This window comes from Companilactobacillus heilongjiangensis (assembly GCF_000831645.3).
Taxonomy (GTDB): domain Bacteria; phylum Bacillota; class Bacilli; order Lactobacillales; family Lactobacillaceae; genus Companilactobacillus; species Companilactobacillus heilongjiangensis.
The window spans coordinates 2,720,103-2,746,130 of record NZ_CP012559.1; the positions used below are offsets into that span (position 1 = coordinate 2,720,103).

General features: G+C 38.5%; 26 protein-coding genes. 19 read left to right on the forward strand and 7 right to left on the reverse strand.

Annotated elements, in window-relative coordinates:
* Nucleotides 1-241 precede the first annotated feature (241 nt).
* Nucleotides 242-769 (reverse strand): GNAT family N-acetyltransferase, encoded by a 528-nt coding sequence (locus JP39_RS12105; protein WP_041499014.1) that lies wholly within the window; start codon nucleotides 767-769, stop codon nucleotides 242-244.
* A gap of 11 nt (nucleotides 770-780) precedes the next feature.
* Nucleotides 781-1,215, reverse strand: a complete 435-nt coding sequence (locus JP39_RS12110) for a GNAT family N-acetyltransferase (protein WP_041499015.1) — start codon at nucleotides 1,213-1,215, stop codon at nucleotides 781-783.
* 165 nt (nucleotides 1,216-1,380) lie between these two features.
* On the opposite strand from JP39_RS12110, the gene rsmG reads away from it, so the two are divergent.
* The 7 genes from rsmG to JP39_RS12145 all read left to right on the forward strand — a co-directional run bounded on the left by rsmG (nucleotide 1,381) and on the right by JP39_RS12145 (nucleotide 7,167).
* Entirely contained in the window at nucleotides 1,381-2,106 is a 726-nt protein-coding gene (gene rsmG / locus JP39_RS12115; RefSeq protein ID WP_041499016.1) for a 16S rRNA (guanine(527)-N(7))-methyltransferase RsmG, read from the forward strand.
* A gap of 577 nt (nucleotides 2,107-2,683) precedes the next feature.
* The gene (locus JP39_RS12120) at nucleotides 2,684-3,460 is read left to right on the forward strand and encodes a ParA family protein (protein WP_041499017.1); all 777 of its coding nucleotides are present in this window, start codon (nucleotides 2,684-2,686) and stop codon (nucleotides 3,458-3,460) included.
* Complete coding sequence (locus JP39_RS12125) at nucleotides 3,441-4,310, forward strand: ParB/RepB/Spo0J family partition protein (RefSeq protein WP_041499019.1); 870 nt, start codon at nucleotides 3,441-3,443, stop codon at nucleotides 4,308-4,310. The genes JP39_RS12120 and JP39_RS12125 overlap by 20 nt, the downstream gene beginning before the upstream one ends.
* A 9-nt stretch (nucleotides 4,311-4,319) precedes the next feature.
* Nucleotides 4,320-4,583: a DUF951 domain-containing protein gene (locus JP39_RS12130; RefSeq protein WP_041499021.1), complete on the forward strand. Its 264-nt coding sequence runs from the start codon at nucleotides 4,320-4,322 to the stop codon at nucleotides 4,581-4,583.
* A gap of 3 nt (nucleotides 4,584-4,586) precedes the next feature.
* A complete protein-coding gene (gene ychF, locus JP39_RS12135; protein ID WP_041499022.1) occupies nucleotides 4,587-5,690 on the forward strand; it encodes a redox-regulated ATPase YchF in 1,104 nt (367 codons plus the stop codon).
* A 15-nt stretch (nucleotides 5,691-5,705) separates the two neighbouring features.
* A complete protein-coding gene (locus JP39_RS12140; protein WP_041499023.1) occupies nucleotides 5,706-6,458 on the forward strand; it encodes a DUF1129 family protein in 753 nt (250 codons plus the stop codon).
* 289 nt (nucleotides 6,459-6,747) lie between these two features.
* Nucleotides 6,748-7,167 carry a nuclear transport factor 2 family protein gene (locus JP39_RS12145; RefSeq protein WP_041499025.1) on the forward strand — a complete coding sequence of 140 codons (420 nt, stop codon included), beginning with the start codon at nucleotides 6,748-6,750 and terminating at the stop codon, nucleotides 7,165-7,167.
* On the opposite strand, the gene JP39_RS12150 is transcribed toward JP39_RS12145, so the two are convergent.
* Nucleotides 7,168-8,049 (reverse strand): LysR family transcriptional regulator, encoded by an 882-nt coding sequence (locus tag JP39_RS12150; protein WP_041499026.1) that lies wholly within the window; start codon nucleotides 8,047-8,049, stop codon nucleotides 7,168-7,170.
* Nucleotides 8,050-8,929: 880 nt separating this feature from the next.
* Between JP39_RS12150 and JP39_RS12155 the strand changes: the two genes are divergently transcribed.
* Nucleotides 8,930-10,708 (forward strand): FAD-binding protein, encoded by a 1,779-nt coding sequence (locus tag JP39_RS12155; RefSeq protein ID WP_041499028.1) that lies wholly within the window; start codon nucleotides 8,930-8,932, stop codon nucleotides 10,706-10,708.
* A gap of 13 nt (nucleotides 10,709-10,721) precedes the next feature.
* Nucleotides 10,722-12,137: a DASS family sodium-coupled anion symporter gene (locus JP39_RS12160; RefSeq protein ID WP_041499029.1), complete on the forward strand. Its 1,416-nt coding sequence runs from the start codon at nucleotides 10,722-10,724 to the stop codon at nucleotides 12,135-12,137.
* Nucleotides 12,138-12,393: 256 nt separating this feature from the next.
* Here the strand turns inward: JP39_RS12160 and JP39_RS12165 are convergent, their stop codons facing one another.
* A complete protein-coding gene (locus JP39_RS12165) occupies nucleotides 12,394-12,720 on the reverse strand; it encodes an iron chaperone (RefSeq protein ID WP_041499030.1) in 327 nt (108 codons plus the stop codon).
* A gap of 27 nt (nucleotides 12,721-12,747) precedes the next feature.
* Entirely contained in the window at nucleotides 12,748-12,945 is a 198-nt protein-coding gene (locus tag JP39_RS12170; RefSeq protein WP_041499031.1) for a hypothetical protein, read from the reverse strand.
* Nucleotides 12,946-13,433: 488 nt separating this feature from the next.
* Between JP39_RS12170 and JP39_RS12175 the strand changes: the two genes are divergently transcribed.
* The 10 genes from JP39_RS12175 (at nucleotide 13,434) to JP39_RS12220 (ending at nucleotide 24,031) form a co-directional block, all read left to right on the forward strand.
* Nucleotides 13,434-14,120, forward strand: a complete 687-nt coding sequence (locus JP39_RS12175; protein WP_041499032.1) for a response regulator transcription factor — start codon at nucleotides 13,434-13,436, stop codon at nucleotides 14,118-14,120.
* Nucleotides 14,121-14,122: 2 nt separating this feature from the next.
* Nucleotides 14,123-15,211, forward strand: coding sequence for a sensor histidine kinase (locus tag JP39_RS12180; protein WP_041499034.1), 1,089 nt, complete (start codon nucleotides 14,123-14,125; stop codon nucleotides 15,209-15,211).
* 27 nt (nucleotides 15,212-15,238) lie between these two features.
* On the forward strand, nucleotides 15,239-16,477 hold the full coding sequence (locus JP39_RS12185) for a D-alanyl-D-alanine carboxypeptidase family protein (protein WP_041499035.1): 1,239 nt from the start codon (nucleotides 15,239-15,241) through the stop codon (nucleotides 16,475-16,477).
* Nucleotides 16,478-16,837: 360 nt separating this feature from the next.
* A complete protein-coding gene (locus JP39_RS12190; protein WP_041499036.1) occupies nucleotides 16,838-18,367 on the forward strand; it encodes a UDP-N-acetylmuramoyl-L-alanyl-D-glutamate--2,6-diaminopimelate ligase in 1,530 nt (509 codons plus the stop codon).
* A gap of 4 nt (nucleotides 18,368-18,371) precedes the next feature.
* Nucleotides 18,372-19,109 (forward strand): aspartate/glutamate racemase family protein, encoded by a 738-nt coding sequence (locus JP39_RS12195; RefSeq protein WP_041499037.1) that lies wholly within the window; start codon nucleotides 18,372-18,374, stop codon nucleotides 19,107-19,109.
* A gap of 73 nt (nucleotides 19,110-19,182) precedes the next feature.
* Nucleotides 19,183-19,743, forward strand: a complete 561-nt coding sequence (locus JP39_RS12200) for a hypothetical protein (RefSeq protein WP_041499039.1) — start codon at nucleotides 19,183-19,185, stop codon at nucleotides 19,741-19,743.
* A 1,024-nt stretch (nucleotides 19,744-20,767) separates the two neighbouring features.
* Nucleotides 20,768-21,643 (forward strand): metal ABC transporter solute-binding protein, Zn/Mn family, encoded by an 876-nt coding sequence (locus JP39_RS12205; RefSeq protein ID WP_041499040.1) that lies wholly within the window; start codon nucleotides 20,768-20,770, stop codon nucleotides 21,641-21,643.
* Nucleotides 21,644-21,645: 2 nt separating this feature from the next.
* On the forward strand, nucleotides 21,646-22,311 hold the full coding sequence (locus JP39_RS12210) for a metal ABC transporter ATP-binding protein (RefSeq protein ID WP_048699252.1): 666 nt from the start codon (nucleotides 21,646-21,648) through the stop codon (nucleotides 22,309-22,311).
* A gap of 3 nt (nucleotides 22,312-22,314) precedes the next feature.
* Nucleotides 22,315-23,112 (forward strand): metal ABC transporter permease, encoded by a 798-nt coding sequence (locus JP39_RS12215; protein ID WP_041499043.1) that lies wholly within the window; start codon nucleotides 22,315-22,317, stop codon nucleotides 23,110-23,112.
* Between the two features lie 511 nt (nucleotides 23,113-23,623).
* Nucleotides 23,624-24,031 (forward strand): GtrA family protein, encoded by a 408-nt coding sequence (locus JP39_RS12220; protein ID WP_041499044.1) that lies wholly within the window; start codon nucleotides 23,624-23,626, stop codon nucleotides 24,029-24,031.
* A gap of 176 nt (nucleotides 24,032-24,207) precedes the next feature.
* Here the strand turns inward: JP39_RS12220 and JP39_RS12225 are convergent, their stop codons facing one another.
* A complete protein-coding gene (locus JP39_RS12225; protein ID WP_082330705.1) occupies nucleotides 24,208-24,930 on the reverse strand; it encodes a TVP38/TMEM64 family protein in 723 nt (240 codons plus the stop codon).
* Nucleotides 24,931-25,068: 138 nt separating this feature from the next.
* Nucleotides 25,069-25,941, reverse strand: coding sequence for a fructokinase ScrK (scrK, locus tag JP39_RS12230; protein WP_041499045.1), 873 nt, complete (start codon nucleotides 25,939-25,941; stop codon nucleotides 25,069-25,071).
* Nucleotides 25,942-26,028 lie beyond the last annotated feature (87 nt).

The window sequence follows — 26,028 nt, forward strand, 5'->3', positions numbered from 1 at the left end:
AAAATGTAGCAGAGCTTTACGGTTATACTTTTCACTACTAATGGGCATTTCTTATGGTTAAAGTGCTAAAAATAAGGGATGTGACATAACTCTTCTTGTCTTAAATATGCAGCATAAACGTGCAACAAAACATAGCTTTTTCCGCTTAAAACAAAAAATACTAGCAATCCAAAATCGGATTACTAGTATTTTTTGCCTTAGTGCTCGAAAGCTGACCATGTTTTGTCACACTCTCTAAAACTTAAATCGCAACTTCCATAACTAAATCGTGTTCAGCCTGACCAGCCAATGTGAAAGGTTGCTTTTCGATAGTTTTGAATCCAAATTGATTATAGAAATGCAGAATTGAAGAATCATGTTCCCAAACGCTGCTCCAGATGACTTTTTTATTGAATTTATGGGCTTTCTTGACTGCAAGATCTAGCAGTTTCTTTTCCAAGCCGATATATTGAAAACCATGACGGATATAAATACGGTCGATTTCCAAAGCGTCTTGTCCCATATTTTGTGACTGAGCATCATTGATATTCAATTTCAAATAGCCAGCTAACTTGTGGTTGTAATAAATGAAATAAAAGAATGATTGGGAATTAATAATTTCACTGGCCAATTGACCATAATTATAATTTTTATTGGTGTAATCTGGAAATTCGTCAGTTTGATTATTTCTGAAGGTATCATTGAATGTTTCAACACTCAAACGGTGCAATTTTGGTAGATCAGAAGAGTCTACTTCTTTGATGTCGATTGGTAAGGTGAAAATTTTCATAAAAATCACTCCTAATTAAATGTTAATAGCATATCCAAGTGAGGGATGTTGTCTTCTAAGTACACATCGGAAATAGCTTTGAAGCCGAAACTTCCATAGAATTCTTGTAAGTAGGCTTGAGCTTGGATTTGAATTGGTTGTTTAGGGAAGCGTCGTTTGATCTCGTCAATAGTAGCCTGAACAATTTTTGTGCCTAATCCGGCCTTACGAAACTTCTCAACTACTAATACACGACCGAAAGTAATATGGTCGCCTTTATCTATAATGCGCGTGTAGGCTTCTAATTCGCCATTCTCGACTAGGCAGACGTTTAGGTCATTGTAATCATCCTCATCAACTTCCTGATAGGGACAATTTTGCTCGACAACGAATACTTTTACACGCGCTTTCAAAATATCAATTAATTCTTTAGGACTAAGTTCATTTGTGCTTTTGACGATAATCATAAGCGACCTCCGATTAAATAATTATTGTTGACTATAATAAAACTTTATTGTTGCAAATGCAACAATAAATTAAAAATGCTTTGTGAACTCGGGATTGAATTAACTCTCTCATTAATATAGGATAAAAGGGTGTGAAACATGTGTTTCACGAGTGGAGGTATGTCAATGAAACCGGAAGAATTTTTTGAGGCTCTAGCCCAAAAGGGTATTGCTTTGAACGCGACTCAAAAGGAACAGTTTGCAACTTATTTTCACGAATTGGTTGAGACTAACAAGGTCATGAATTTGACTTCTATTACTGATGAGGAACAAGTTTATTTAAAACATTTTTATGATTCAATCGTCTTAGGATTCGTTGATGAAAAATTGTTAAGCGAAGAACTAACTTTATGTGACGTCGGATCAGGAGCTGGTTTTCCATCATTACCATTGAAAATCATCAATCCTAAATTGAAGATTACCATCGTTGATTCTTTGAATAAGAGAATTAAATTCTTGGACACTTTAGTAAATAAATTGAACTTGGATAAAGTCAATTTGGTTCACGGACGTGCCGAAGAAGTTGGTAAAAATCCACAATTTAGAGAATCATTCGACGTTGTAACAGCACGTGCAGTTGCAGCAATGAATGTTTTGACAGAATTCTGTTTGCCACTAGTTAAAGTTGGTGGACAATTTGTTGCCATGAAATCTGAAAAAGCACCTGAAGAATTGGAAACAGCTAAGTTTGCAATCAAGTTACTTGGTGGAGAGATTAAACAACAAGAGTCAGTCGAGCTACCAAATGATGCCGGAATACGTAATTTTATCTTTGTTGGTAAAGTTGCTAAGACACCAAAAAAATATCCTCGTAAACCAGGAACACCTGCTAAAAAACCACTCGTGAAATAAATTTTCTATGAAATGATGCCGCCGGAAGTCGTTAGTAATATAGCCACTATGGGACCGGCTCGACCCTTGATTTTGAGCCGAAAGCCGTGTCTCAAAAGTCGTCCTGTGGTGTTTAACAGCTAAAGCTGTTAAACCACCTCCACAGCAGTCTATATTACTAACGACCACCGGCTAGGGTATTTTTATGCTTATGGGTCATTAATATAACTAAGACTGAAAATATATAATATGATTAAACTCGAATTCGGATGAATTATTTTTAATTAATTCAATACCTTGAGTGACGAAAGAGGCGGAAGAGTTGAGTGTATTCACCAGCTGTGTGTGTGGCGTTATGGCTTCAGCCATTACACCACCGGGCGAGTTTGGAGACTTACCGGTCTTTGGTAAGGCTTCAAACCGAGGTCTGAGACCGAACTTTGGCTCAGGCCGGTCCGCATAGCAGGTGAATACACTCAACTCTGGAGCTAAAAAAATGATAAAATTATATAGTTATGGCAAAAGCGCCAAAAAAGTGATTACCATAGATAAATATTTTGTGAAGTTGTTCTGCAATTTCTAGAGATAGGGGAATAAAATGGCACGAAAAATATCTGTTGCAAATCAAAAAGGTGGTGTCGGAAAAACCACAACCACCATCAATTTGGGAGCATGTTTAACTGATTTGGGTCAAAAGGTATTGATCATCGATACTGACCCGCAAGGAAATGCCACCAGTGGATTAGGTATTAAGAAAGCCAATGTTGAAAAAGATGTTTACGATGTTTTAGTAAATGAATATCCGCTTAAAAAGACGATTATTCATACTGAACATAAAAATCTTGATATTGTTCCCGCAACAATTCAATTGGCCGGTGCAGAGATGGAATTAACTTCAATGATGGCGCGTGAAACTCGTTTGCGTGCTGGGATTGAAGAAGTCGATTCAGATTACGATATTATCTTGATCGACTGCCCACCTTCATTAGGACAACTTTCAACCAACGCTTTTACAGCAAGTGATTCCATCATTATTCCAGTTCAAAGCGAATACTATGCGCTGGAAGGTTTGAGTCAATTGTTGAACACGATTCGTCTGGTTCAAAAACATTTCAATACTAACTTGGCTATCGAAGGCGTTTTGATTACCATGCTCGATGTCAGAACTAATTTGGGCGCACAAGTTGTCGACGAAGTTAAATCATATTTCGGCGATTCAGTATATAAAACCATCGTTCCTAGAAATACACGATTAGCGGAAGCACCAAGTTATGGCCAACCTATCGTTGACTATGACGGAAAGTCAAAGGGGGCTAAAGCTTATCGTGATCTTGCTAAGGAGGTGTTAAAGCGTAATGGCATCAAGCAAAAATAAAAAGGGCTTAGGTAGAGGAATCGACGCGATTTTCTCTGAATTCGAAGCTATTGATGAAAATAGTGAGACAGTTGTTGATCTTTCCATCGATGACATTCGTCCTAACCCATACCAACCTAGAAAAACTTTTGACGAGCATGCGCTAAATGAACTGGCTCGTTCGATTGAACAAAATGGTGTTTTCCAACCAATTATTGTTCGTGAAAGTGTCAATGGTTTTGAGATCATTGCTGGTGAAAGACGTTTCCGTGCAAGTAAAATTGCCAAAAAGACTACTATTCCTGCTATCGTTCGTCCGTTGAGCGAATCAGGGATGATGGAAATTGCTGTTTTGGAAAACTTGCAGCGTGAAGATTTAACACCATTGGAAGAGGCTGACGCATATCAAACTTTGATTACGAAGCTGAATCTGACCCAAGAACAAGTGTCTCAACGCCTTGGCAAGAGTCGCCCTTACATCGCTAACTACTTGCGACTATTGAATTTGCCCGATGCAACTAAGAAATTAGTTCAAAATGGTGAACTTTCAATGGGACAAGCTAGAACATTGCTCAGTTTGAAGGATAAAGATCAAATTGATAAACTTGCTAAACGTGCGGTCAGCGAAGATTTAACTGTTCGTCAATTGGAACAGTTAGCTACTGAATCAAAACATGACAGCAAGAAGAAAAAGAAAGTTGCTGAGAAGTCACCTTACATCAAAGCGACCGAAGAAAAATTGGTTGAACGTTTCGACACAGCCGTTGCGGTTAAAGAAACTCGTAGCGGTCATGGAAAACTGGAAATCGATTTTACGAATACGGAAGATTTAAACCGTATTTTAGACATATTAGGAATCCATTTAGATTAGAGGAATTGTATGTTTAAACTTGGAGATATTATCGTAATGAAAAAGCCCCATGCATGTGGGGAAAATCGCTGGGAAGTTATTCGCTTAGGTGCGGATATTAAAGTTAAATGCTTAGGTTGTGGACATATTGTTATGATTCCACGAGCTGAATTCAAGAAGAAATTCAAGAAAGTTTTAACTCAAGCTGACCAGGTCAAACCTGAAAATGAAGAACATTATTTGAAACAAAATCAATTAATGCCATCAAATTTTATTAAAAGAAATGAGGAATAACTAATGGCTCTAACTGCCGGAATCGTCGGACTACCCAATGTTGGTAAGTCAACTTTATTTAATGCTATTACAAAAGCTGGTGCAGAAATGGCCAACTATCCTTTCGCTACTATTGATCCTAACGTTGGAATGGTTGAAGTACCGGATAAACGTCTATCAAGAATCGACTCATTGATTCCTGCTAAAAAATTAATTCACACAACTTTCGAATTTACTGATATCGCTGGTATCGTTAAAGGTGCTAGTAAAGGTGAAGGACTTGGTAACAAGTTCTTGGAAAATATTCGTCAAGTTGATGCCATTATCCACGTTGTTCGTGCTTTTGATGACGATGATATTACTAGTGTTACAGGTACAGTTGACCCACTAGACGATATTGAAACAATTAATCTTGAACTTGGTTTAGCCGATCTTGACAGTGTCAACAAGCGTTATACACGTGTTGAAAAAGCTGCTAAGAGTGCTAAAGATAAAGAAGCTCAAGCTGAATTTGCTGTACTTGAAAAGATCAAACCAGTCCTTGAAGAAGGCGGCTCAGTTAGATCAATCGACTTTGATGAAGATGAAGAAAAAATCGTTAAAGGTTTGTTCTTGTTAACATCAAAACCTGTTTTGTACGTAGCTAACATTGCTGAAGATGACATGGCTGATCCAGAAGCTTCGAAGTATTACAAAGTCATTGAAGATTATGCTAAAAAGGAAAACGCTCAAGTTATCGGAGTTTCAGCTAAGACTGAAGAAGAAATTGCTGAATTGGATGATGACGAAAGAAAAGAATTCCTTGAAGCTGAAGGCGTTACAGAATCTGGTCTTGATAAGTTGATCAGAGCCAGTTACAAGCTATTAGGCCTAAGAACATTCTTTACCGCCGGTGGTAAGGAAACACGTGCTTGGACATTCCATGAAGGTATGAAAGCACCACAAGTTGCAGGTATTATTCACTCTGACTTTGAACGTGGATTCATTCGTGCTGAAGTTATGGCATACAGTGATCTAGACGAATTAGGTAGTGAAAAAGCTGTCAAAGAAGCCGGTAAATTACGTGTTGAAGGTAAGGATTACGAAGTTCAAGACGGTGATATCATCGAATTCCGCTTCAATGTCTAAATCAGGGGGAGTAAAATGGCTGAGGATTTAAGAGAAAAGAATAAACAAGCTGCTGAAAAGCAAAAAGTTGTTTCAGCAAAGAATGAGAAAAAAGAAGAAGTTAAGAGCGAAATCTACAGTGCCAACGCTGATGATTTGCGCAAAAAGTTGAGTAACAAGAATGCAGAATACATTTTTAAACTCAATAAATACTTGATGGACGATGGATTTAAGGAAGACGAAGCCAAGGCAGAAATTGACAAGTTGTTACCAGAAATCATCGAAAACCAAATTAAAGGTATCCCAGCAAACCAATTGTATGGACCTGTAACACAAAGAGCTCAATCCATAACTCATCCAGTTAAGAAACCTAAGAAGACACCATTCTGGGCTTCATGGCTAGATACTTCATTGTTGTTCTTTTCATTGTTTGGATTGCTATATGGGGTTGTCGCATTGACAGGAAACGGTTCTAAGAATGACCCTAACAGTCAAACAGGTATCATCACGTTGATTGTCTTATCAGCTATGTGGGGTGCTTTATTATCATGGTTCAACAACCAAATGAAGAAACCTAAATCTGAAAGACCAGGCTGGGGAATTACAATCGGCTACTTAGTAGTCGGAATGGTATTCATGTTTGTATTCCTAGCAGCAATGTCAGTAATACCAACAACAATCAACCCACCTCTAAATGCAATCGGCTACTTTATTGCAGCAATTGTAGCATTCGGTGGAAGATTCTTGTTCCGTTCAATGACAGGATATAAAGAGAGATCGTTCTTTTAGAAGAGAGTGGAGACAAGGGCGGTCAGCTCCCGAGCATTTTCGTTGTTTAGTGAATTGCACGCCGATTTTGCGGGCGATTTACTAAATAATGAAAAGCGGAAGGAGTTGCCCTGTCGGAACTCGTTTTAGAGCCACTGCATATATAAAAAAAACTAGAGTATAAAGAAATCCCAATCCGGGCTTCTAAATACTCTAGTTTTTTTAATCCCAAACATCTCCTTGACTGTAACGCAACGTCATAGTCTAAATTAATAACATAATCAACCAAAACCAAGGGAGATACGAGCAAATGAATAACGAACAAACAAATGAAATTATAACTTTAGAAAAAAACGCCCTAAACAAATGGTTCAAAGGCGATACATCAGGATATCTAAATCTCTGGTCACAGAAAAACTTTACATATTTTGATAGTTTTATGAATCACCGTGTCGATACATATGCAGAGATTAAAAAGTTTGTTCTCGGAAACGTTGAAGGTAAACTATTCGCCGATACATACGATTTCAGAGATCCACGAGTACAACTAAACAGCGATACAGCCATTTTGACTTACCAATTATTTGCCGAGACATCATTGAACGATATGCGTTACAACTGTATTGAAATTTACCAACGTGAAGGCGACGACTGGAAAGTGGTTCATTCAACATGGTCAATCATCCGACCAATGGACGTGAATTTCGATGCTAAAAAACCTTTAGTCTAATTATTTTCGAAAATTACGTAATATCTCGATACCCTTACGCTGATATTTATTAGGGATGAAACTCTTCCGCATAGCAATTTGAGAATAAGAATACATACGATGTTCATGATTGATATGAATAATTGAAATTCCAGGGATATTTTTAATCCGATTTTCCGGCACAAAAGCAGCACCCATACCACGTTGGACCAAGCTAATCATCAATTCCATGGTCGTAGAATTATAAATAATATTGGGTTGAAAATCCTCTTTATGACAAGTTTCCAATAGTGCCTCAGTCGTTAAATAGCCACGCGAACGGGCAATAAAATTGAACTCTCTCAAAGTAGAAATCGGAATATTATCCAGTCCAGCCAAAGGGTCGTCCGATTTAACTATGACAACAAATTCGGTAGTTTCCAGCGTTCGTAGATAGTATTTGGGGTCGTTAAAAGGGACGTTCCAAGAATAGACAGCGACATCAACTTTACCGTTAGAAAGATTTTTCAAAGCCGAAGAAGAGCGGACAAAAGTTGGATCAAGCATGGAAGAAATCCCCGCTTTATAAAATTCCACGACAATATCGGGCATGTAGAATCCACCAGCAATACCAGAGAAGGCAATCCGAATTTTCTTGTCGTTAGCGTGTTCGACATCGTGATTCAGACTCTTGATATCACTAATAATTTTTAAACCTTTTTGATAAAGAATAGTACCCGCAGCAGTAAGTTCAAGCTTACTTTTGCGGTTTTTTTGTGTAATCAGCGGGTCGTTGTACTTTTGAGCTAGACGCTTAATTGCCGAAGAAATCGTTGGCTGAGTAACTTCATAAAAAGTTGCAGTTTTAGTATAAGAACCCAATTCAATCAGTTTACAAAAATACATTAAATCTCTGTCATTCATGGTTTTCTCCTTTGGATTTTGAGGGATGCCGCCGGAGGTTGGAATTAATATAGCCGCTATGGGACCGGCTCGAGCCAAAGTGCGGTCTCGACCCTCGATTTTGAACTTCGCAAGGTACGCGAATTTCAAAAGTCGTCCTGTGGTGTAACGGCTAAAGCCGTAACGCCACTTTCACAGCAGGCTATATTAATTCCAACCTCCGGCTGGTTTATTTCATTGATTCTTTTGTATTTATTAGATGTTTAATATATCTCAATAATTAAAAGAATCATTTGTATATAAATCAGAATTCTACTTTGTACATTGCATATAAGTGTAAGAATCCTTGAACTGGCATGGAATTTATCTGAGGCAAACTCCATCTCTCGAAGCCGTCATCTGCACCCACACTTATAAATAATATTAATAAGTAGATTTTATTTTATTATAAGTTATGAGTTTCACAAATACAATTAGTCTAGTAATAACAAGGGATATCCATGATATAAAGGAGTATTTTATTCACAAAGATAAATTAGATATATAAGTAAATCAGGTTTATATTACAAATTATCAGTAGTAACTAAAAGATGGAAATTTGATATAGCCCTCAATGTAACAATTTATTTAAATAATCAGAATTCTTTATTGATTTTAAAAAATAAATTAGTCGGAAGGGAAGAGAATATTTACCCGCTGTGGGTGTGGCGTTATGGCTTTAGCCATTACACCACCGGGCGCGTTTGGAGACTTACCGGTCTTTGGTAAGGCTTCAAACCGAGGTTCGAGACCGTACTGTGGCTCGGGCCGGTCCGCATAGCAGGTGAATATTCTCTTCCCTGGAGACGGTCAACTTTCAACTTTTAGTTAGTAATTAAATAAATTAGGGGAGGTTATCGATATGAACTATCAAGATAATCTTAAATGGGATACAAAATATGATGTTGTAGTTATCGGATTCGGTGGTGCTGGAGCCACTGCAGCTAGATTTGCGGCTGATCAAGATGCCAAGGTATTGTTGATCGACGCCGCACCGGAAGGTAGCGAAGGTGGAAATACTCGCTATGCGGCTGGTGCTTTTGCCACAGCAGTTGATTTTGACAAAGCTAAGGATTATTACCTCCAAAGTTTTGCGCCATTCGACCACGACGAAGATACTTTGAATAACTTTGTTAAAGAAATCATGCAATTGCCTGGTTATGCTGAAAAGTATTTTGGCAAAGAACCTCACAAGTCAGGAATGCACAAACGTAGCGAATATTACGAATTCAAAAATTCTGACGGCATGGTTCACCAGTCAATGACCACACTTTATGACGGTAGTTTTTGGAAGTTATTGCACCAAGGTGTTTATGACCGATTGGATAATATTGACGTTTGGTATGAATCGCCAGCTGAACATTTGATTCAAGATCCTAAGACGCAAACAATTTTGGGTGTCCAAGTTAATCACAAAGGAACACTCAGAAATATCGCTGCTAAAAATGGTGTCGTGATGAGTTCTGGTGGTTATGAAAATAATCCAGAAATGGTTCAAAACTTCTTGGGCCGCGGTTCATTAGCTCCAATCGGAACACTTTATAACAAAGGTAAAGGTGTTGATTTAGCCGTTGAAGCGGGCGCCCGTCTCTGGCATATGTCGAACTTTGATTCCCACGCTTTCTCACTCAATGAAGGTAAGGAACACGAACAATTTGCTTACATGATTCAATGGAAATCACTTTTCACAGGTAGTGTCTTTATTGCCGGCGATGATGGTACAAGATATTTGAATGAACAATGTGAAGACCGCCACGGTTACCAATATAATCACGGTGATTATGTAATGTTGCCTAACCAAAATCACCCTCATATCGTGATGGATCAAGCAGAATATGAACAACTTCAAAATGATGAATCACCTAAAGCTGGTCAAGTTAAGAAAGTTATTACGCATGCAATTAAGGCTGATACATTGGCTGAATTAGCTGATAAAATTAACGCTCCAAGATTGGAACAATCCGTAACTGATTTCAATTTCTTCGTTGACCAAGGTCGTGATTATGTCGCTGACCGTCCCGCTGATACAATGAGAAAATTTGCTAAAGGACCATTTTATGCAATCGCCATTCGTCATAATATTTTGCACACACATGGTGGCGCTAGAAGAAATAGCAACTGTGAAGTTTTGGATATGGAAGGTCAAGTTATTCCACATCTTTATGAAGCCGGTGAATTGGGAGATCCATTCGCTACGAAATATATCGGTGGCAGTTCAGTCGCTGACTTGCTTGTTTCCGGTCGTTTGGCTGGTACTAATGCTGCTAAAGCTAAAGACCAAGCTCCTGAAATTGATATCATTACTTCAGCTTCCAAAGCAGGTGAAGATTTAAGATCAGATGCCAAGCAAAGTTCCGCAGACTTTGAAGCGGGCGACAACCAATATATCGGTATCGCTGAGCAAGGTATGGGCGACTTGCCAATTGCTGTTCGAGTAACGGTTGACGGGGATAAGATGACCGATATCGAAACACTTCAACAAGCTGAAACGCCAGATATCGGCGGTAAAGCAATTCCCGTTTTACGTGATGAAATGTTGAAACAAAATACTTATGATGTCGATGTCGTTTCTGGAGCATCTGCTACAAGTAAAGGTTTCAAAAATGCTGTTAAAAAAGCTTTAGATCAAAAAAATAAATAGGGGGTAGAGGTTCATGTTAGCTAAAGTAAACTATAAAGGATTTATTTTGCCACTAGTGCTTGGCATTCTCATTTGGCTCTGCACTCCAATTAGACCAGGTGCCATCAGTGTTGAAGCGTGGTATCTGTTCGCAATCTTCGTTGCAACAATTGTGGCTTGTATCACCAAACCATTGCCAATGACAGCGACAACTTTAATTGCCGTGACAATTGGACTGGTTTTCAAGATTTTTCAAACGAAAGAAGTTACAGCAGCTTTTGGTAATACGACTGCTTGGCTAGTTGCCATGTGTTTATTCATGTCAGCTGGCTTCATCAATTCTGGATTAGGTAAGCGAATTGCTTATATTTTCGTCAAAGCTTTCGGTAAGAAAACTTTGGGCTTGGCATACTCATTGTCAGTTGTTGAAACACTGATGGCGATTGCTATTCCTAGTAATATTGCTCGTGTAAACGGAATTATGTATCCAATTATCAACTCACTTTCCAACGAAATGGGTTCAGATCCTAAAAAGGGTACCGAAAGAAAGCTCGGTTCATATTTAGTTTTCAACGAATACCAAGTTAATATCGTTACATCAACTATGTTTTTGACAGGATTGGCCGGAAACATGGTGGCGTTGGGAATTGCGAACGCTCAAGGTATTACAATTTCATGGTTGCAATGGTTCATGGCAGCTATCGTACCAGGTTTGATCTCATTGATATTAGTGCCATTTTTATTATTCAAATTATATCCACCCGAGGTCAAAGAAACACCACATGCCAACGGTTGGGCAACCAAGAAACTTGATGAAATGGGCAAAATGTCCGTCTCTGAAAAAATCATGTCTGGTGTCTTCGTAATCGCATTATTGTTGTGGTTGGTTGGAGCAAAATTTGGCATCGATGCGACAATGGTTGGATTTATTGCCGTTTCAATCCTATTGGTCACCGGAGTTATCAGCGTCAAAGATATGATGGCTCAAAAAGGTGCTTGGAATTTACTAATCTGGCTATCAATTATCATGTTGATGTCAGCTAAATTAACGACTTTAGGATTCTTCCCATGGTTTTCAAAGACACTCGGATCAATGCTACACGGCGTTAACTGGGTTTGGGTATTAGTAATCCTATTCTTGGCTTACTTCTATCTACACTATATTTTCCCAAGTATCACAACTCAAATTTCAGCACTCTTGGCCGGATTCCTATCAATCGCCTTGGGCGCCGGAGTACCAAAGTTAATGGCAGGTTTGATGTTAGGATTTGCCGGCTCAATTTTCTGTTCAACAACACCATATTCAGCCGGACCAGCAGCGATGCTTTCGACGACAGGTTATGTTAAGTCAAAAGATTGGTGGAGATTAAGTGCCATCTTTGGTGTTATTTATAATATTATCTGGCTAGGCGGCGGTCTTTTGTGGACTAAAGTTATCGGCTATTGGTAGGTTGACGTCTCCAGAGCTGAGAGTATTAACCTGCTATGCGGACCGGCCTGAGCCAAGAAGCGGTCTCAGGCCTCGGTTTGAATCCTTGCACAAACCGCAAGTATCCAAACACGCCCGGTGGTGTAATGGCTAAAGCCATAACGCCACACCCACAGCTGGTTAATACTCTCAGCTCTTCCGACTAGTTATTATGAGTAAACAAAAAAATTCACTTTCCATATAGGGAAGTGAATTTTTTGGCACTAAGATACTTTTTTTAATTCTCTAAATTCCAGACAGCAATCTTCTGGATTAATTCCGCCGGAATAGCCGCCTCATCCTTAGGAAACTTCAAAGTAGTTTTCCCACTCAAATAAGGGGCAATTTCCTCTTTGAAATGTTCAATCGGTTTATCAGTGGGGTAAAAGCCAATATGTTGCTTATTAATTCCAAAGAAGCATATTTGTTTAGGCTGATAAAAACCAACTAATCCGTAAGACAAACGAACCTCAGCATCAGGTAAAACCTCAGAAATTATTTGATACATTTTTCTAGTTAAAGCTTGATCCTTGGGGTCATCGTGCGTTTGAAGATATTCATCCATAAATTTGTCCTCAACTTTTTAATAATATTATTTAACTCTAAAGAATTGAACCAGACCATATAATCCGTAACCACCAGCGGCGGCTTGCAGAATGGTCATCATAAAACCAACTTTTTTAAGCGAGATATTAGAATCAAAGTGAATTTCGAATTGTACAAAGGCAATAATTGCCACAGAGAAGATCATAATCAAAATGAACTTCATTCTTTTCTTTAAGTATTCCATGTAGGCTCTCTTTCATAGTCATGCAGGATTTTAAAAACTGGTAATTGTTTGATGTGGCCGTCTCCAGAGCTGAGAAATGTTAAATGGTTGTTCGTAACAGTCTGAGCCAAATAGTAGTCTCAAAACTCATCCGGTGATATTGGATTGATTGCTTTTTATAGGAATTTAAATTTTATTTATTATTAGAAGCAAGCGTTACACATGAAACACCCAATAAGTCGGAAGGAATGAGAATATTTACCCGCTGTGGGTGTGGCGTTATGGCTTTAGCCATTACACCACCGGGCGAGTTTGGAGACTTGCCGTACTTTGGCAAGGCTTCAAACCGAGATTCGAGACCTTGGCTCGAATCGGTCCGCATAGCGGGTAAAATATTCTCATTCCTGGAGACGGCCCACCAACCAATTAGTAATCTACTTACATCTTATTGTATAATACTAACTAGTTGTAGACTTGTAAATATATGTTCGCTTGTGAGGTTTATTTAAATGAAAATCTTAGTTGTCGATGATGATAAAGAAATTGTAGAATTACTCAGTATTTATATAAAGAACGAGGGTTACGATCCGGTTTCGGCTAACTCTGGTCAAGAGGCACTAGACCAATTGTCTGCTCATAGCGATATAGCGCTGATGGTTTTGGACATTATGATGCCTGGTATCGATGGTATTGAAGTTGTAAAACGTGTTCGCAAGAACTCACAAATACCAATTATTATTGTATCGGCTAAAACTACCGATATGGATAAGATTCAAGGTCTGATTACTGGTGCTGACGATTACGTTACCAAGCCATTTAATCCATTGGAAATTATGGCTCGTATTCGATCATTGCTACGTCGTAGTACCCAACAAACTTCAAAGAATGTTCCTGATAAACTTGAAGTTGGCCCAATTACGATTTACAAAGATTCTCATGAAGTTGTGACTGATTCTGGACAAAAGGTTCAGCTCACAGCCTTAGAGTTTGGCGTGCTCTATTTACTTGCTAGTCATCCAAATCGTGTCTTTTCAGCAGATGAAATCTTTGAACGTGTTTGGAAACAAGAGAGTGTTGTCTCGGCCAAGACAGTTATGGTACACGTTAGCCATTTAAGAGACAAACTAGAAGAAGCTACCAACGGTGAAAAAGTTATCGAAACCGTTTGGGGTGTAGGCTACAAAGTGGAGGTTTGATTTTGAACAAACGAATCAAACTGAATGTAGGAGAAAAAGGTGTCCTCCTTGTTGAAGGAATAGGCACCTTTCTTTTATTTCAGATAATAAACGTAATTTTAATTAGTAACATTGGTAAGGCTAAATTGATGACGAACTTGCTAACAAATTGGCAAAGTTTAATAGCCGATAAGTTGTGGGTCGTCGTCGTTGTTTTGGCATTGGAAATTTTTCTGACTTATTTAATTGTAATTAGTGTTTATCACCGGATGGAATTGGACCAAATCAAACGAATTTTGCAAAAGACTGCCGATGATAATTTAACCAAGCCAGTCGATATTAAGGTCAACCAGAGTCTCCAAAGTATTGTTGATAGTTTTAACCTGTTAATTTCCAATATGAACCGTCGAGCTGAAGAGCAGCGGCAATCTGAGGAGAGTAAGGATGAACTGATCAGCAATGTCAGTCACGATATTAGAACGCCTTTGACGTCCGTGATTGGCTATTTAGGATTGATTGAAAGTAAAAATTATAACGATTTGGGTCAGATTTTAAAATACACCCATATCGCTTATAAAAAATCGCAAGAAATGCAAAATTTGGTCAACTCACTTTTCGAGTATGCCAATGTTCAGCATGCAACAAGTCGTTTGAATATGACCAAGTTCGATATGGCCCAAATGTTGGATCAATTGTCAGCTGACTTTGAGTTAGAAGCCAATAAACGCGGGATGGAAATTATGGTTAATTCCACTCCAGACAAGATTCTCATGAAGGGCGATACGGAAAAACTCGGTCGTGTCTTTAATAATTTGATCATGAACGCCTTGAAATATGGTAAAGGTGCCACTCATATCTGGTTAACGGCTGAAAAGAAAGATAAAGAAGTCGTGGTGACAGTTGCCAATAATGGTCAACCGATACCTGAGGATTCTTTAAAACATGTCTTTGACCGTTTCTATCGGGTTGAGGATTCTCGTTCTAAAAAGACCGGTGGAACTGGTTTAGGTTTGGCGATTGCCCAGAGTATGGTGCAATTGCATGGTGGAACGATTGCTGTAACATCTGATGATGAGAAAACATCATTTATTAGCCATTTTCCAATTTCTTAATTTCAAGATTGATTTGTGAGGTTTAATATGAGGAAGTTTTTTAAGAAATTAACATTGGTAATGTCGATCATCATTTTGACGTTACCAGTTTTTGCATCAACTGTTCACGCTGAGGATACCGCTACACCACAGTTAGAAATGAATGCTACAGCTGGGATGATTTTTGACGAGCATACCGGACAAGTAGTTTACAAAAAAGACGCGGATGAGAAAGTTGCCATCGGTTCGATTACCAAAATTGTCACCTTATATTTAGTCACAAAGGCTATCAAAGAGGGCAAATTTACCGAAAAAGATATGTTGCGACCAACGCAAGCTCAAGCGGATATGACCCAGAAAAATGAGTTAACCAATGTTCGTTTGGATGCAGATAAAACTTACAGTGTCAAAGATTTATATGAGGCTGCATGGATAGTTTCTTCCAATTCAGCTGCCATGATGTTGGCTGATAAAGTTGCCGGCAGTCAAGGTGAATTCGTCAAATTGATGCGTAAGACGGTCAAAGACTGGGGCATTAAAGGTGCCGAACTCTATAATGTGTCCGGATTGAATAATTCAGATTTACAACCTGATATGTATTTAGGAACCGACCAAGATGAAAACAAACTATCAGCTAATGACATCGGTGTTATCGTCAAACACGTGCTAGATGAATATCCTGAAATTTTACAAACAACATCTAAAGCAAAATTAGATTTCCCAGTAGGCAATGAAACAAAGACATATGATTCTTTGAATTTATTGTTAAAAGGACATCGTGATTACCAAGAAGGCTATGAATTTGACGGCCTAAAAACCGGAACAACCGATGCGGCTGGCGAATCATTCGTAGGAACCTTGCCAATCCAAGATACCAGAATGGTAACAATTGTTTTGAACGCTCAAGGTGAAAAAGAAGACCGCGACAAACGTTTCCGTAGCACCCAAAAGTTAGTCCATTTCTTAGCCGATAATTATGAACGCAAAGAAGTAATTAAAAAAAATCAGACCATAACTATTAATAATAAAAAATATAAAACATATGAACCTGTTTATACTTGGCTCCTAAAAAATAATAATGTTGAAAATTTACGTTATAATGTAAGCAGAAACGATTTAGGATTTACCGCGATTCACAATAAGAAAACAGTGAAGTTGATTGCAACCAACACAGACGGTGGCTATCTACCTTATAAACAAACAATTGTTAAAAAAGCAATTCATAAGGAGACCAACCATAAATCATGGTGGGATCAAATAATAGAATTCTTTCAGCATCTATTCTAGGAGTGAAAGAATGTAATTATATTTGTACATATAGAGAAATAAATTAGTCGGAAGAGCGGAGATTATTCATTAGTTCTTTCGACTCATTTAATATGTGTAAACTTGTGATGGTAAACTGTTTTTATCCAAAACAAACAACGAGTAACCTAGCTGGAGGTTGACAGAGAATTCACCAGCAGTGAAGTTATGATCAGGGCGAAAGACCTGATTATAAAGGACGACTTTTGAGACGCGGTGTTCGGCTCAAAAGCGAGGTTCGAGACCGTACTTTGGCTCGGACCGGTCCTCACAGCAGGCGAAATTCTCTGTCAACCGGAAGCGGCAATAAACTTTTACCTTTTAAATTAAGGAGCGTGTAATATGAGTTTAAAGATCAAGAATGCTTTAGCAATTTTAAAGGAACACGATTTACTGGTTTCAAGTTCAGTAACAGATGAAAACCTCGAAGTAACTAAGATTAGTTACAATTCAAAAGAAGACCAAACTAACGGAATCTTCTTTTGTAAAGGGAACGGATTCAAGGGCGAATACTTGGATCAAGCAATTAAAAATGGTGCCGCAATCTATGTTTCTGAAAAAGAATACAGCACTGATATTGACCGTCTAATTGTTAAGGATGCTTCTAAAGCCTTGTCACTCTTGAGTGCAGAGTTTTATGGGAATCCTCAAAATGACTTATTTATTGTTGCCTTCACTGGAACTAAAGGTAAGACAACAACTTCATATTTTCTTTACGATATTTTAAAACGTGCTTATCCAAAACAAGTCGGACTATTCTCAACTGTTGACCGAATTGTTGGACCAAAGCCTGAAGATGAATTTAAATCAGATTTAACAACTCCTGAATCAATGGAATTATTCCACGATATGCGTGCTTGTGTTGACAATGGCATCAAATATTTGGTTATGGAAGTTTCTTCCCAAGCCTATAAGAAGAACCGTGTTTACGGTTTGAAATTTGATATCGGTGGTTTCTTGAACATTACACCCGACCATATCGGACCTAACGAACATCCTACTTACGCTGATTATTTGAACTGCAAGAAGCAATTGATGATCAACTCGAAAGTTAATATTATTAACCGTCAAACTGATTACTATGACACAGTTTATGCGGCCGCTAAACAAACAAGTGATGATAAAGATATTTATCGTTTTGCTAAAAATGAAGTTGGTGACACAGACTTCAGTATCCGTAACAAAGAGTCTAATTTAAACGATTCCGTCTTCACATTCACAGCTGAAAGCGATAAAGCTGAAGATTTGCAAGAACACAGTGAATATACTTATGCATTAGGTCTTGTTGGTGATTTCAATGAACTCAACGCCGCTGCCGCAATTATTGCTGCTAAGAAGATTGGTGTTAAAAACGAAATAATTGCTGAAAGTTTGAAGTCAGCTTTTGTGCCCGGCAGAATGGAACACATTAATACCAAAGCTCATGGGACAATATTTGTTGATTATGCACACAATTATGCTAGTATGAATGCTTTATTGAGTTTTCTAAGACGTGAATATCCAGACTCAAGAATCAAGGTAGTCGTTGGTAGTCCCGGTGATAAGGGAGTTTCTAGACGTGCCGGCTTTGCTAAAGTTTTAACTGAATTAGCCGATGCCGCTATTTTGACAACTGATGACCCTGGATTCGAAGATCCTGCTGATATTTGTCGCCAAATTGATTCCGGAATCGATCACACGAAAGTTGACGTGAAGATTGAACTTGACCGTCCAACTGCTATTCGTGAAATGATTGAATCTAGTCACGGTGATGACATTGTGGTCCTTGCTGCTAAAGGAAACGATGCCTATCAAAAGACGAAAGGCGTGGACGTACCATATCCAAGCGACCCAGTAGTTGCTAAGAAAATTTTGAAGGATATTGAGGATTAGAATTATGAAAAAATTCTTTACCGTATTAGGTGGCATGGGAAGTTTAGCCACTGAAAGTTATGTGCATTTGTTGAATGAACGGACACCAACTGAAAAGGACCAAGATTACTTGGACTATATTTTGGTAAATCACTCAACAGTTCCTGATCGAACAGCACATATCTTGGACAACAGTAAACCTAGTTTTTTACCTCCATTGGTTGAGGATATCAAGCAACAGAGCATGTTTCATCCTGAATTCATGGTTTTAATCTGTAATACAGCTCATTATTACTATAAAGAATTGCAAGCGGCCACTGATGTGCCTTTGATTCACATGCCACACATGGCTATTAGCGTAATGAAAAAGCAGTATCCTAATGCTAAAAGAATTGGTTTGATTGCTACTAAGGGTACGATTGCTGATCATATTTACGAAAATGAAATTAAAGATGCTGGTTTCGAATATAGTTTGGGTGACCAAGAAGTTCAGAATCAGGTTGAAAGTTTGATTTACGACGATATTAAAGTCAAAGGTCAAGTTAACGCCGAAAAGTATCACCATATTTTGCAGACAATGCACGATAAGTTTGGTTGTGATGTCATTGTTCTTGGCTGTACAGAGTTGTCGCTAGCTCAAGAAAAAGCCGGTGACCATCCTTACAACGTGATTGATGGACAAGGGATTATCGTTGACAAGTCCATTGAATTTGCCGAAAAAATTCGTCGTGGCGAAAAAATCGATTTTACTAAGATTTATTAATGTTTCATGAGAAACATTGCGAAAATAAACCGGCATTCGATATAATGTTGGGTGTATAAGGAGGTATTTTCCAATGCTTAAAAGATTATCTATCTTCGCAGTTATCTTCTCAGGGATTTTATTAGCGGGTTGTTCACAACAATCAGCAAGTACACAATCAACATCAAGCTCTGATACTTCTACAAGTAGTAGTAAAAAAGCCCCTGCTAAGACGACCAAGTCAGCTCCAGCAGACACTAAGAGTGCTTCAGATACAAATTCAAGTTCGGATGAATCAAAGACAACAGATAGTCAAAATTCATCAAATAATAGTAATACTAACCAAACGAATGACAACAGTACTAATAACAGCAATACAAATGATTCAAGTACAACTAATGATGATCAGACATCACAAAGCCAAGGCCAACAACAGACACAAGTTAGCCTAACAACAGCTGATCAAGCAGTTCAATTCTTGGCAGATAAATTGAGTTCAACATATGACAAGTCAACAACGCAATATGTTGCCAATGGAAAAGTTACTTGGGATAACGTTACTGGATATCAAATAAATATCTATAGTAAAAATTCCGATTCACCTGTTGGAAGCTATTTAGTTCCCGCAAATGGACAGTATTTCCAAATTTGGTAATGGCGTGTAGCTTGCCTTTACAATAATAATTAGTTATATTTTTAGGAGGTCGGTACAAAACATTTATGTTTTGTTCTGGCCTCTATTTTGGTTGGTAATGAAATATACCGCCTCCGGTCGTCAGTAATGTAGTCCGCTATGGGGACCGGTCCGAGCCGAAGTGCGGTCTCGAACCTCGACTTGAAGCCTTACCATAAACCGGTAAGTCTCCAAGCTCGTCCCGTGGTGTAACGGCTAAAGCCATAACGCCACCTCCATGGCTGGGACTACATTACTGACGACCGGAGGCTCGGGTTTTGGTTTAAAATTAATTGGTCAGACGTATTGAACATATTATTGTTTAATATTTGATAGTAGAATTAATTTTATAAATTGGTTCGAATATATAGAAATGGGTAGTGTTGGTTAAATATGCCGTCTACAGAGCTGGGAAATATTCACAAGCTGTGCGGACCGGTCCGAGCCAAAGTACGGTCTCGAACCTCGGTTTGAAGCCTTGACAAAGTGCGTCAAGTCTCCAAACACGCCCGGTGGTATAAGTACGGGAGCTTCCTCCCGTACTTATGCCACTACCACGGCACACAAATATTTCCCAGCTCTTCCGACTAATTGATCTATATTAATTGAACGTAAGAGTATTCAATTGTTTTTATGCTCAACCAGTTTTATATACTGAAATATAATCCATGCGTTATGGAACTAAAAACATAAGTTCAAAAGCAAGAACCATTAAGGGATTTCAATCATTGATATACAAGCTGAATATTATTTGTTCAACGTATTATTGATGATTGTATAAAAATGCATTAGCCGGAGGGTTCGAGGGAGATAGGTAACCAGCAGTGGGAAGAGTTGTTATGGCTTCAGCCATTACAACACTAGGACGAGTTTTGAGACGTGGTTTTCGGCTCAAAATCGAGGTGCGAGACCGCACTTTGGCTCGCACCGGTCCCCACAGCAGGTTAACCTATCTCCCTCGAACCCGGAGGCGGCAACAAGCAAATATATAAACAGAGGATAATAAATGCGGAAAAGAAAAGGATTATTATTGGCTTTATTTTCGCTACTGATTTTTATCGGGGGATGCAGTCATCGACCAACATCTCCAAAAATCATCACAACAACGGTCAATACTTACATTGAGCCAATTAAGAGTGTTGTGGGTAATAAATATAAAGTGGAATCGATCATCAAGTCAGTTAATGTTGATCCCCACAGTTTTTCGCCCTCAAGTAACGATGCTAAATTGATTGCGGATTCGCGATTGGTTGTGTCGAGTGGCTTGGGTTATGACGATTGGGTCAACAAAATTGTTACCGCAAATAGTCAGAATAAAAATTTGATTGATTTTGCCGGGGATGTGCTTGATAAAAAAGATGGCGACAATGAACATGTTTGGTTTGGCGTTCGGAATGTTCAAAAGTTGAGCCAGTCAATTTATCAACGTATGAGTAAAGTTGATCCCAAAAATAAAGCTTATTATCAAGCTAACTTTAAGAAATATGATTTAAAATTAGATAGTTTAATCCAAAGAGAAGATGCTTTGAAAAAGTATACTAATGGGAAAAAGGCTTATGTCACGGAACCTTTGCCTTATTATCTGCTAAAAGACCTCGGCGTAACGATTGCCAATCCACACTTTGCTAAAGCGATTGAGGATGATACTGACCCTTCAATTGAAGATGTTAAGGATATGGAAAATGGTTTGAAGAATCATCAGGTCAGTTTTTTAGTTGTTAATAAACAAGTTACCAGCGGTATTATTACTAAGATGACCAGTTTAGCTAAGCAATACCATGTGCCAATCGTTTACTTTACGGAAACGTTGCCTAGTGATTTAGGATATTATGACTGGATGGATGGAAACGTCGCTCAGATTGAAAGGATAGTGAAGAAATAGCTGTGATTGAGGCAAAAAATTTAAGCAAAAGCTTTGGAAAACAACTCGTTTTTAAGAATCTGAATTTCAAGATTCAAGCGGGTGATTTTATTAGTTTGATTGGTCCCAATGGTTCAGGTAAAACGACTTTAGTTAAAATCATGATGGGATTAGAAAAGAAAACTAGCGGCGAGTTAAAAATCGACAAGCAGACAATTGGTTACGTGCCCCAATTTCGCAATATTGATATCGATTATCCTTTGGATATTGAGCAGTTTGTTCGTCTGAATTTGAAGTTCACTTTAAGTCCAACCAAACGCCGTCACGATAATGCCATTATTGAAGAAATTTTGGAAAAAACTAAGTTGACGGAATTGAAAAATCGTCCGTTAGGTTTAGCATCTGGCGGTGAAAAACAGAAGGCTTATTTAGCTCAAGCGTTGTTAAATGACCCGAAAGTTTTGATTTTGGATGAGTCCACGGCCAGTTTGGATGTTGAAGTTAAGATGCAACTGATGGATCTCGTGGAAGAATTGAATCACAAATATAATTTAACTGTTATCTTCATTACTCATGATTATGAGTTGACGAAAAAGTACACTAGTCGAGCACTTTTCTTCAAGCACAAGACGATTGAAGAAGTGAACGTGGCCGATGTTTCTGAAGATATGTTTGATATGGGAGGTTAGATTATGTTTGAGTATGAATTTATGCGCGAGGCCTTTATTGCTAGTACATTTATTGCGATAACAGCCGGATTAGTCGGAGTATTCGTCGTTTCTAGAAACATGTCATTTCTGTCTCATACCTTGTCAGAAATCGGTTTTGCGGGTGCTTCATTTGGTATTTTAATTGGAATTTCACCATTAGCAGGGATGATCCTTTTTACATTGGTCAGTTCCGTTGCCGTTGGTAGTTTGAGTTCGGAATCGTCACGTCGAGAAGCTTCAATCAGTGCGATTTCGTCATTATTTATTGGTTTAGGAATCCTGTTTTTATCGCTATCTTCGGAATCAAGCAGTTATGCAACAAATATTTTGTTTGGAAGTATCGTGGGAATCAGTTCCAAAGAAGTCAATCAGTTGATGATTTTGGCATTATTCGTCATATTCGTCTTCATTATTTTCTATAAACCACTCTCATTTGATTCATTTGACCATATAGGCGCCCGTGCAGCCGGTTTAAAGACCAGATTACTATCGATTGCTTTCTTAGTAACATTGGCTCTAAGCGTCAGTATCGGGGCTCAAATCGTAGGTTCATTATTGGTTTTTGTACTTTTGACATTACCAGGTGCGACAGCTAAATACGTCGTTCACACCGTGCCTAAGTTGATTATGGTTTCAGTTGGTTTGTCATTGGCTGGAGTTTGGTTAGGATTGTATTTGGCATTTATTACCAATTGGCCAGTTACATTCTTTATTTCGGGCTTTGAAGTTATAGCCTACTTCTTGGGCTTGAGTTATAAAAACTGGAAACTTAATCATTAGATTGGGGAGCCGCCGGAGGTTGGCAGTGATTTCTGTCCGCTATGAGGACCGGGACGAGCCAAGGTCTCGCCCCTCGCTTTGAAGGCTTGCCATAGTTCGGCAAGTCTCCAAAGTCGCCCTGTGGTGTAAGAGCTAAAGCTCTAACGCCACTTCCACAGCGTACAAAATCACTGCCAACCTCCGGCTAATGTATTTTTTACATTTTTTATAATCGTTGAATTTTATTGTTTATGATATTTTTAAATATACTTAAACGTTTATTAGATAATTAGTATTGATATGTATAGATTCATAAATTAGTCGGAAGGGCTGAAAATATTTACCAGCTGTGGGTGTGGCGTTATGGCTTCAGCCATTACACCACCGAGCGTGTTTGGAGACTTGCTAACTGTGCAAGGCTTCAAACCGAGGTTCGAGACCGTATTTTGGCTCGAGCCGGTCCGCATAGCAGGTAAATGTTTTCAGCCCTGGAGACGGCCAGACGGCCAATAACTAAGGAAAGTAGTAAATTATGAAAGAATTGTGGAATAAATATAAGGATGCGATTCCTTATTTGTTTTTCGGAGTCTTAACTACAGTAGTAAATTACGCAGCCTTTGCCTTATTATGGCGAATGATGGGTATGAATTCTCAAATTGCTAACGCTATTGCATATTTGATCTCGGTTATTTTTGCCTACGTTACTAACAAACTATGGGTTTTCGATTCTCATACGACTACTTGGAAAGCCTTTTTCCAAGAAATGGGTTCGTTCTTCTTATTTAGAGGTGGTTCTTGGTTGATTGATCAAGGAACGATGTTTATCGGAATGATTCTGTTACATGGCAATGGCTTTATCGTTAAGCTGATTGCTAATGTTGTAGTTGTTTTACTTAATTATGTCTTTAGTAAATTTATTATTTTTAGAAAAAGAAACTAGCAGAGAGTGTGACAAAACATGGTCAGCTTTCGAGCATTAAGGCAAACAAGACTAGTAATCCGATTTTGGATTGCTAGTCTTGTTTGTTTTAAGCGGAAAAAGCTATGTTTTGTTGCACGTTTATGCTGCATGTTTAAGAAAAAAGAGTTATGTCATGGCCCCTTTTATTTGGCTATTTAACTGCGTTCATTTTTAATCTCTTCGTGAATTTTTGTTAAGTTAGCTGGCATTTTCAATGTTACGCGTTGGTCTCGTCTGATAACTTCATACAGTTCGAATAATAAGAGAATCAGAACCACCGTTATAACGACTGTTTTAGTATTTCCAATTAGGAGTGCATCACCACCGAAAGCGTATAGGAATGAGACTGGCAGTGATCCGATTAGGATACAAATGGCTTTATTTCGTAAGGACATTTTCATTTCGATTGCGGCATAATTAACCAATAATGTCGGCAACATTGGGACCGCATAGCCGATACTTAATCCCAATCTTGGATGATTCATATTTTTTAGGCGGTCAGCAATGGGACGAAAACGACTTGGTCTGGCTTTATGTGGAAATTCTCCTAAAATGTATAAAGCTAATAGGTTGCCGAAGAAGATTCCGACAATGTTAATTCCAAAGCCTAACCAACTACCAAAACAGACTCCACTCAACACCGCTACAGCCGCTATGGGCATACCAGGGATCGCCGATCCTATCGCAATTACAGCCATAAACAAAACGGCGTTATGCTTTCCTTGGTGTCGCAATAAATTAATCAGCGTTTGGCGATCGAAGGCATAGGCAAAGAAAGTCGTGACTACTTCACGATAATTGATCCAGATGGCAAATAATAGTCCAACTAGTCCTAAGATGCCTAGTGAAATGAAAAGTACTTTATGCCAAAGCTTCATTAATTGCCCCCAAAAAGAATATTTATAAGTTCAACTTAGCATAGTTGTTTGTGAAAGTAACGTAATAGATCCAGTGAAAATACAAATAAAGCTAGTAATCTTTGAAGGTTACTAGCTTTATTTGTATTAATTAATTGATTAGTCTTGTAATTCACGAATTGCTAAAGCAAAGTCACCTAACGTTGCAGAACCGTTATTTTTGACTACTGGCATCGTGATGTATTTTTCGAGGTCAGGAACTTCAACATAATCGTTAAGAAGTTCTTTGAATTGAGCACGTACTTTTACTAAGAAGGGCTCGCTGACAACTCCGCCACCAAAGACAATCTTGTCTGGACGAAGAATCAAAGTTGCTTGGATAGCAGCTTGAGCAACATAGTAAGCCATGATGTCCCAAACGTGGTCAGTCAATGGCACGTCTTTACCGGGTTTGCCTAAACGAGCATCAAATGTTGGTCCAGCAACTAATCCCTCAAGACAGTCGCCGTGGAATGGACAGATACCTTTGAAATCAAGGTCGTCAGGGTGACGTTTCAAGAATGTGTGTCCCATTTCGGGGTGCCCCATATTTCCGACAAATTTACCGTCAGAAATAGCTCCGGCACCAACACCAGTACCAATTGTGTAGTAGACTAGTGAGTCGATTTTTTCGTTTGCTAGAGTCGACATTGTATATTCACCGAAAGCTGATCCGTTAACGTCAGTGGTCCAGAACATTGGTACGTCAAAGTTTTCTTTCATCTTGCCGATGAAATCAGTGTCTTTCCAACCTGGTTTTGGTGTCGATGTGATGTAACCATATTTTGGTGAGTTTTTGCGAAGTTCAATTGGTCCAAATGATGCAATACCAAGAGCTTCAATGTCAAATTTCTTAAAATAATCGATGGCTTTTTGTAAAGTTTCCTCAGGTGTAGTAGTGGGGAAATGGACGCTGTCCTTGATACGATAATCTTCATCACCGACAGCACAGACAAATTTTGTGCCACCAGCTTCAATACTTCCTACTAGCATATTTATTTCTCCTCAAATTTAAGTAATCGTTTTCACCGACTTACGATACTATTAATTTTTTTTTACGTCAAATTAAATTTTGTTTTG

Coding starts and splice junctions, on each gene's coding strand:
- JP39_RS12125 (WP_041499019.1), top strand. CDS start 3,441: ATGGCATCAAGCAAAAATAAAAAGGGCTTAGGTAGAGGAATCGACGCG.
- JP39_RS12175 (WP_041499032.1), top strand. CDS start 13,434: ATGAAAATCTTAGTTGTCGATGATGATAAAGAAATTGTAGAATTACTC.
- JP39_RS12110 (WP_041499015.1), bottom strand. CDS start 1,215: ATGATTATCGTCAAAAGCACAAATGAACTTAGTCCTAAAGAATTAATT.
- JP39_RS12205 (WP_041499040.1), top strand. CDS start 20,768: ATGCGGAAAAGAAAAGGATTATTATTGGCTTTATTTTCGCTACTGATT.
- JP39_RS12215 (WP_041499043.1), top strand. CDS start 22,315: ATGTTTGAGTATGAATTTATGCGCGAGGCCTTTATTGCTAGTACATTT.
- JP39_RS12200 (WP_041499039.1), top strand. CDS start 19,183: ATGCTTAAAAGATTATCTATCTTCGCAGTTATCTTCTCAGGGATTTTA.
- JP39_RS12105 (WP_041499014.1), bottom strand. CDS start 769: ATGAAAATTTTCACCTTACCAATCGACATCAAAGAAGTAGACTCTTCT.
- JP39_RS12195 (WP_041499037.1), top strand. CDS start 18,372: ATGAAAAAATTCTTTACCGTATTAGGTGGCATGGGAAGTTTAGCCACT.
- JP39_RS12225 (WP_082330705.1), bottom strand. CDS start 24,930: ATGAAGCTTTGGCATAAAGTACTTTTCATTTCACTAGGCATCTTAGGA.
- rsmG (WP_041499016.1), top strand. CDS start 1,381: ATGAAACCGGAAGAATTTTTTGAGGCTCTAGCCCAAAAGGGTATTGCT.
- JP39_RS12160 (WP_041499029.1), top strand. CDS start 10,722: ATGTTAGCTAAAGTAAACTATAAAGGATTTATTTTGCCACTAGTGCTT.
- JP39_RS12130 (WP_041499021.1), top strand. CDS start 4,320: ATGTTTAAACTTGGAGATATTATCGTAATGAAAAAGCCCCATGCATGT.
- JP39_RS12165 (WP_041499030.1), bottom strand. CDS start 12,720: ATGGATGAATATCTTCAAACGCACGATGACCCCAAGGATCAAGCTTTA.
- ychF (WP_041499022.1), top strand. CDS start 4,587: ATGGCTCTAACTGCCGGAATCGTCGGACTACCCAATGTTGGTAAGTCA.
- JP39_RS12120 (WP_041499017.1), top strand. CDS start 2,684: ATGGCACGAAAAATATCTGTTGCAAATCAAAAAGGTGGTGTCGGAAAA.
- JP39_RS12220 (WP_041499044.1), top strand. CDS start 23,624: ATGAAAGAATTGTGGAATAAATATAAGGATGCGATTCCTTATTTGTTT.
- JP39_RS12190 (WP_041499036.1), top strand. CDS start 16,838: ATGAGTTTAAAGATCAAGAATGCTTTAGCAATTTTAAAGGAACACGAT.
- JP39_RS12145 (WP_041499025.1), top strand. CDS start 6,748: ATGAATAACGAACAAACAAATGAAATTATAACTTTAGAAAAAAACGCC.
- JP39_RS12150 (WP_041499026.1), bottom strand. CDS start 8,049: ATGAATGACAGAGATTTAATGTATTTTTGTAAACTGATTGAATTGGGT.
- JP39_RS12140 (WP_041499023.1), top strand. CDS start 5,706: ATGGCTGAGGATTTAAGAGAAAAGAATAAACAAGCTGCTGAAAAGCAA.
- JP39_RS12155 (WP_041499028.1), top strand. CDS start 8,930: ATGAACTATCAAGATAATCTTAAATGGGATACAAAATATGATGTTGTA.
- scrK (WP_041499045.1), bottom strand. CDS start 25,941: ATGCTAGTAGGAAGTATTGAAGCTGGTGGCACAAAATTTGTCTGTGCT.
- JP39_RS12185 (WP_041499035.1), top strand. CDS start 15,239: ATGAGGAAGTTTTTTAAGAAATTAACATTGGTAATGTCGATCATCATT.
- JP39_RS12170 (WP_041499031.1), bottom strand. CDS start 12,945: ATGGAATACTTAAAGAAAAGAATGAAGTTCATTTTGATTATGATCTTC.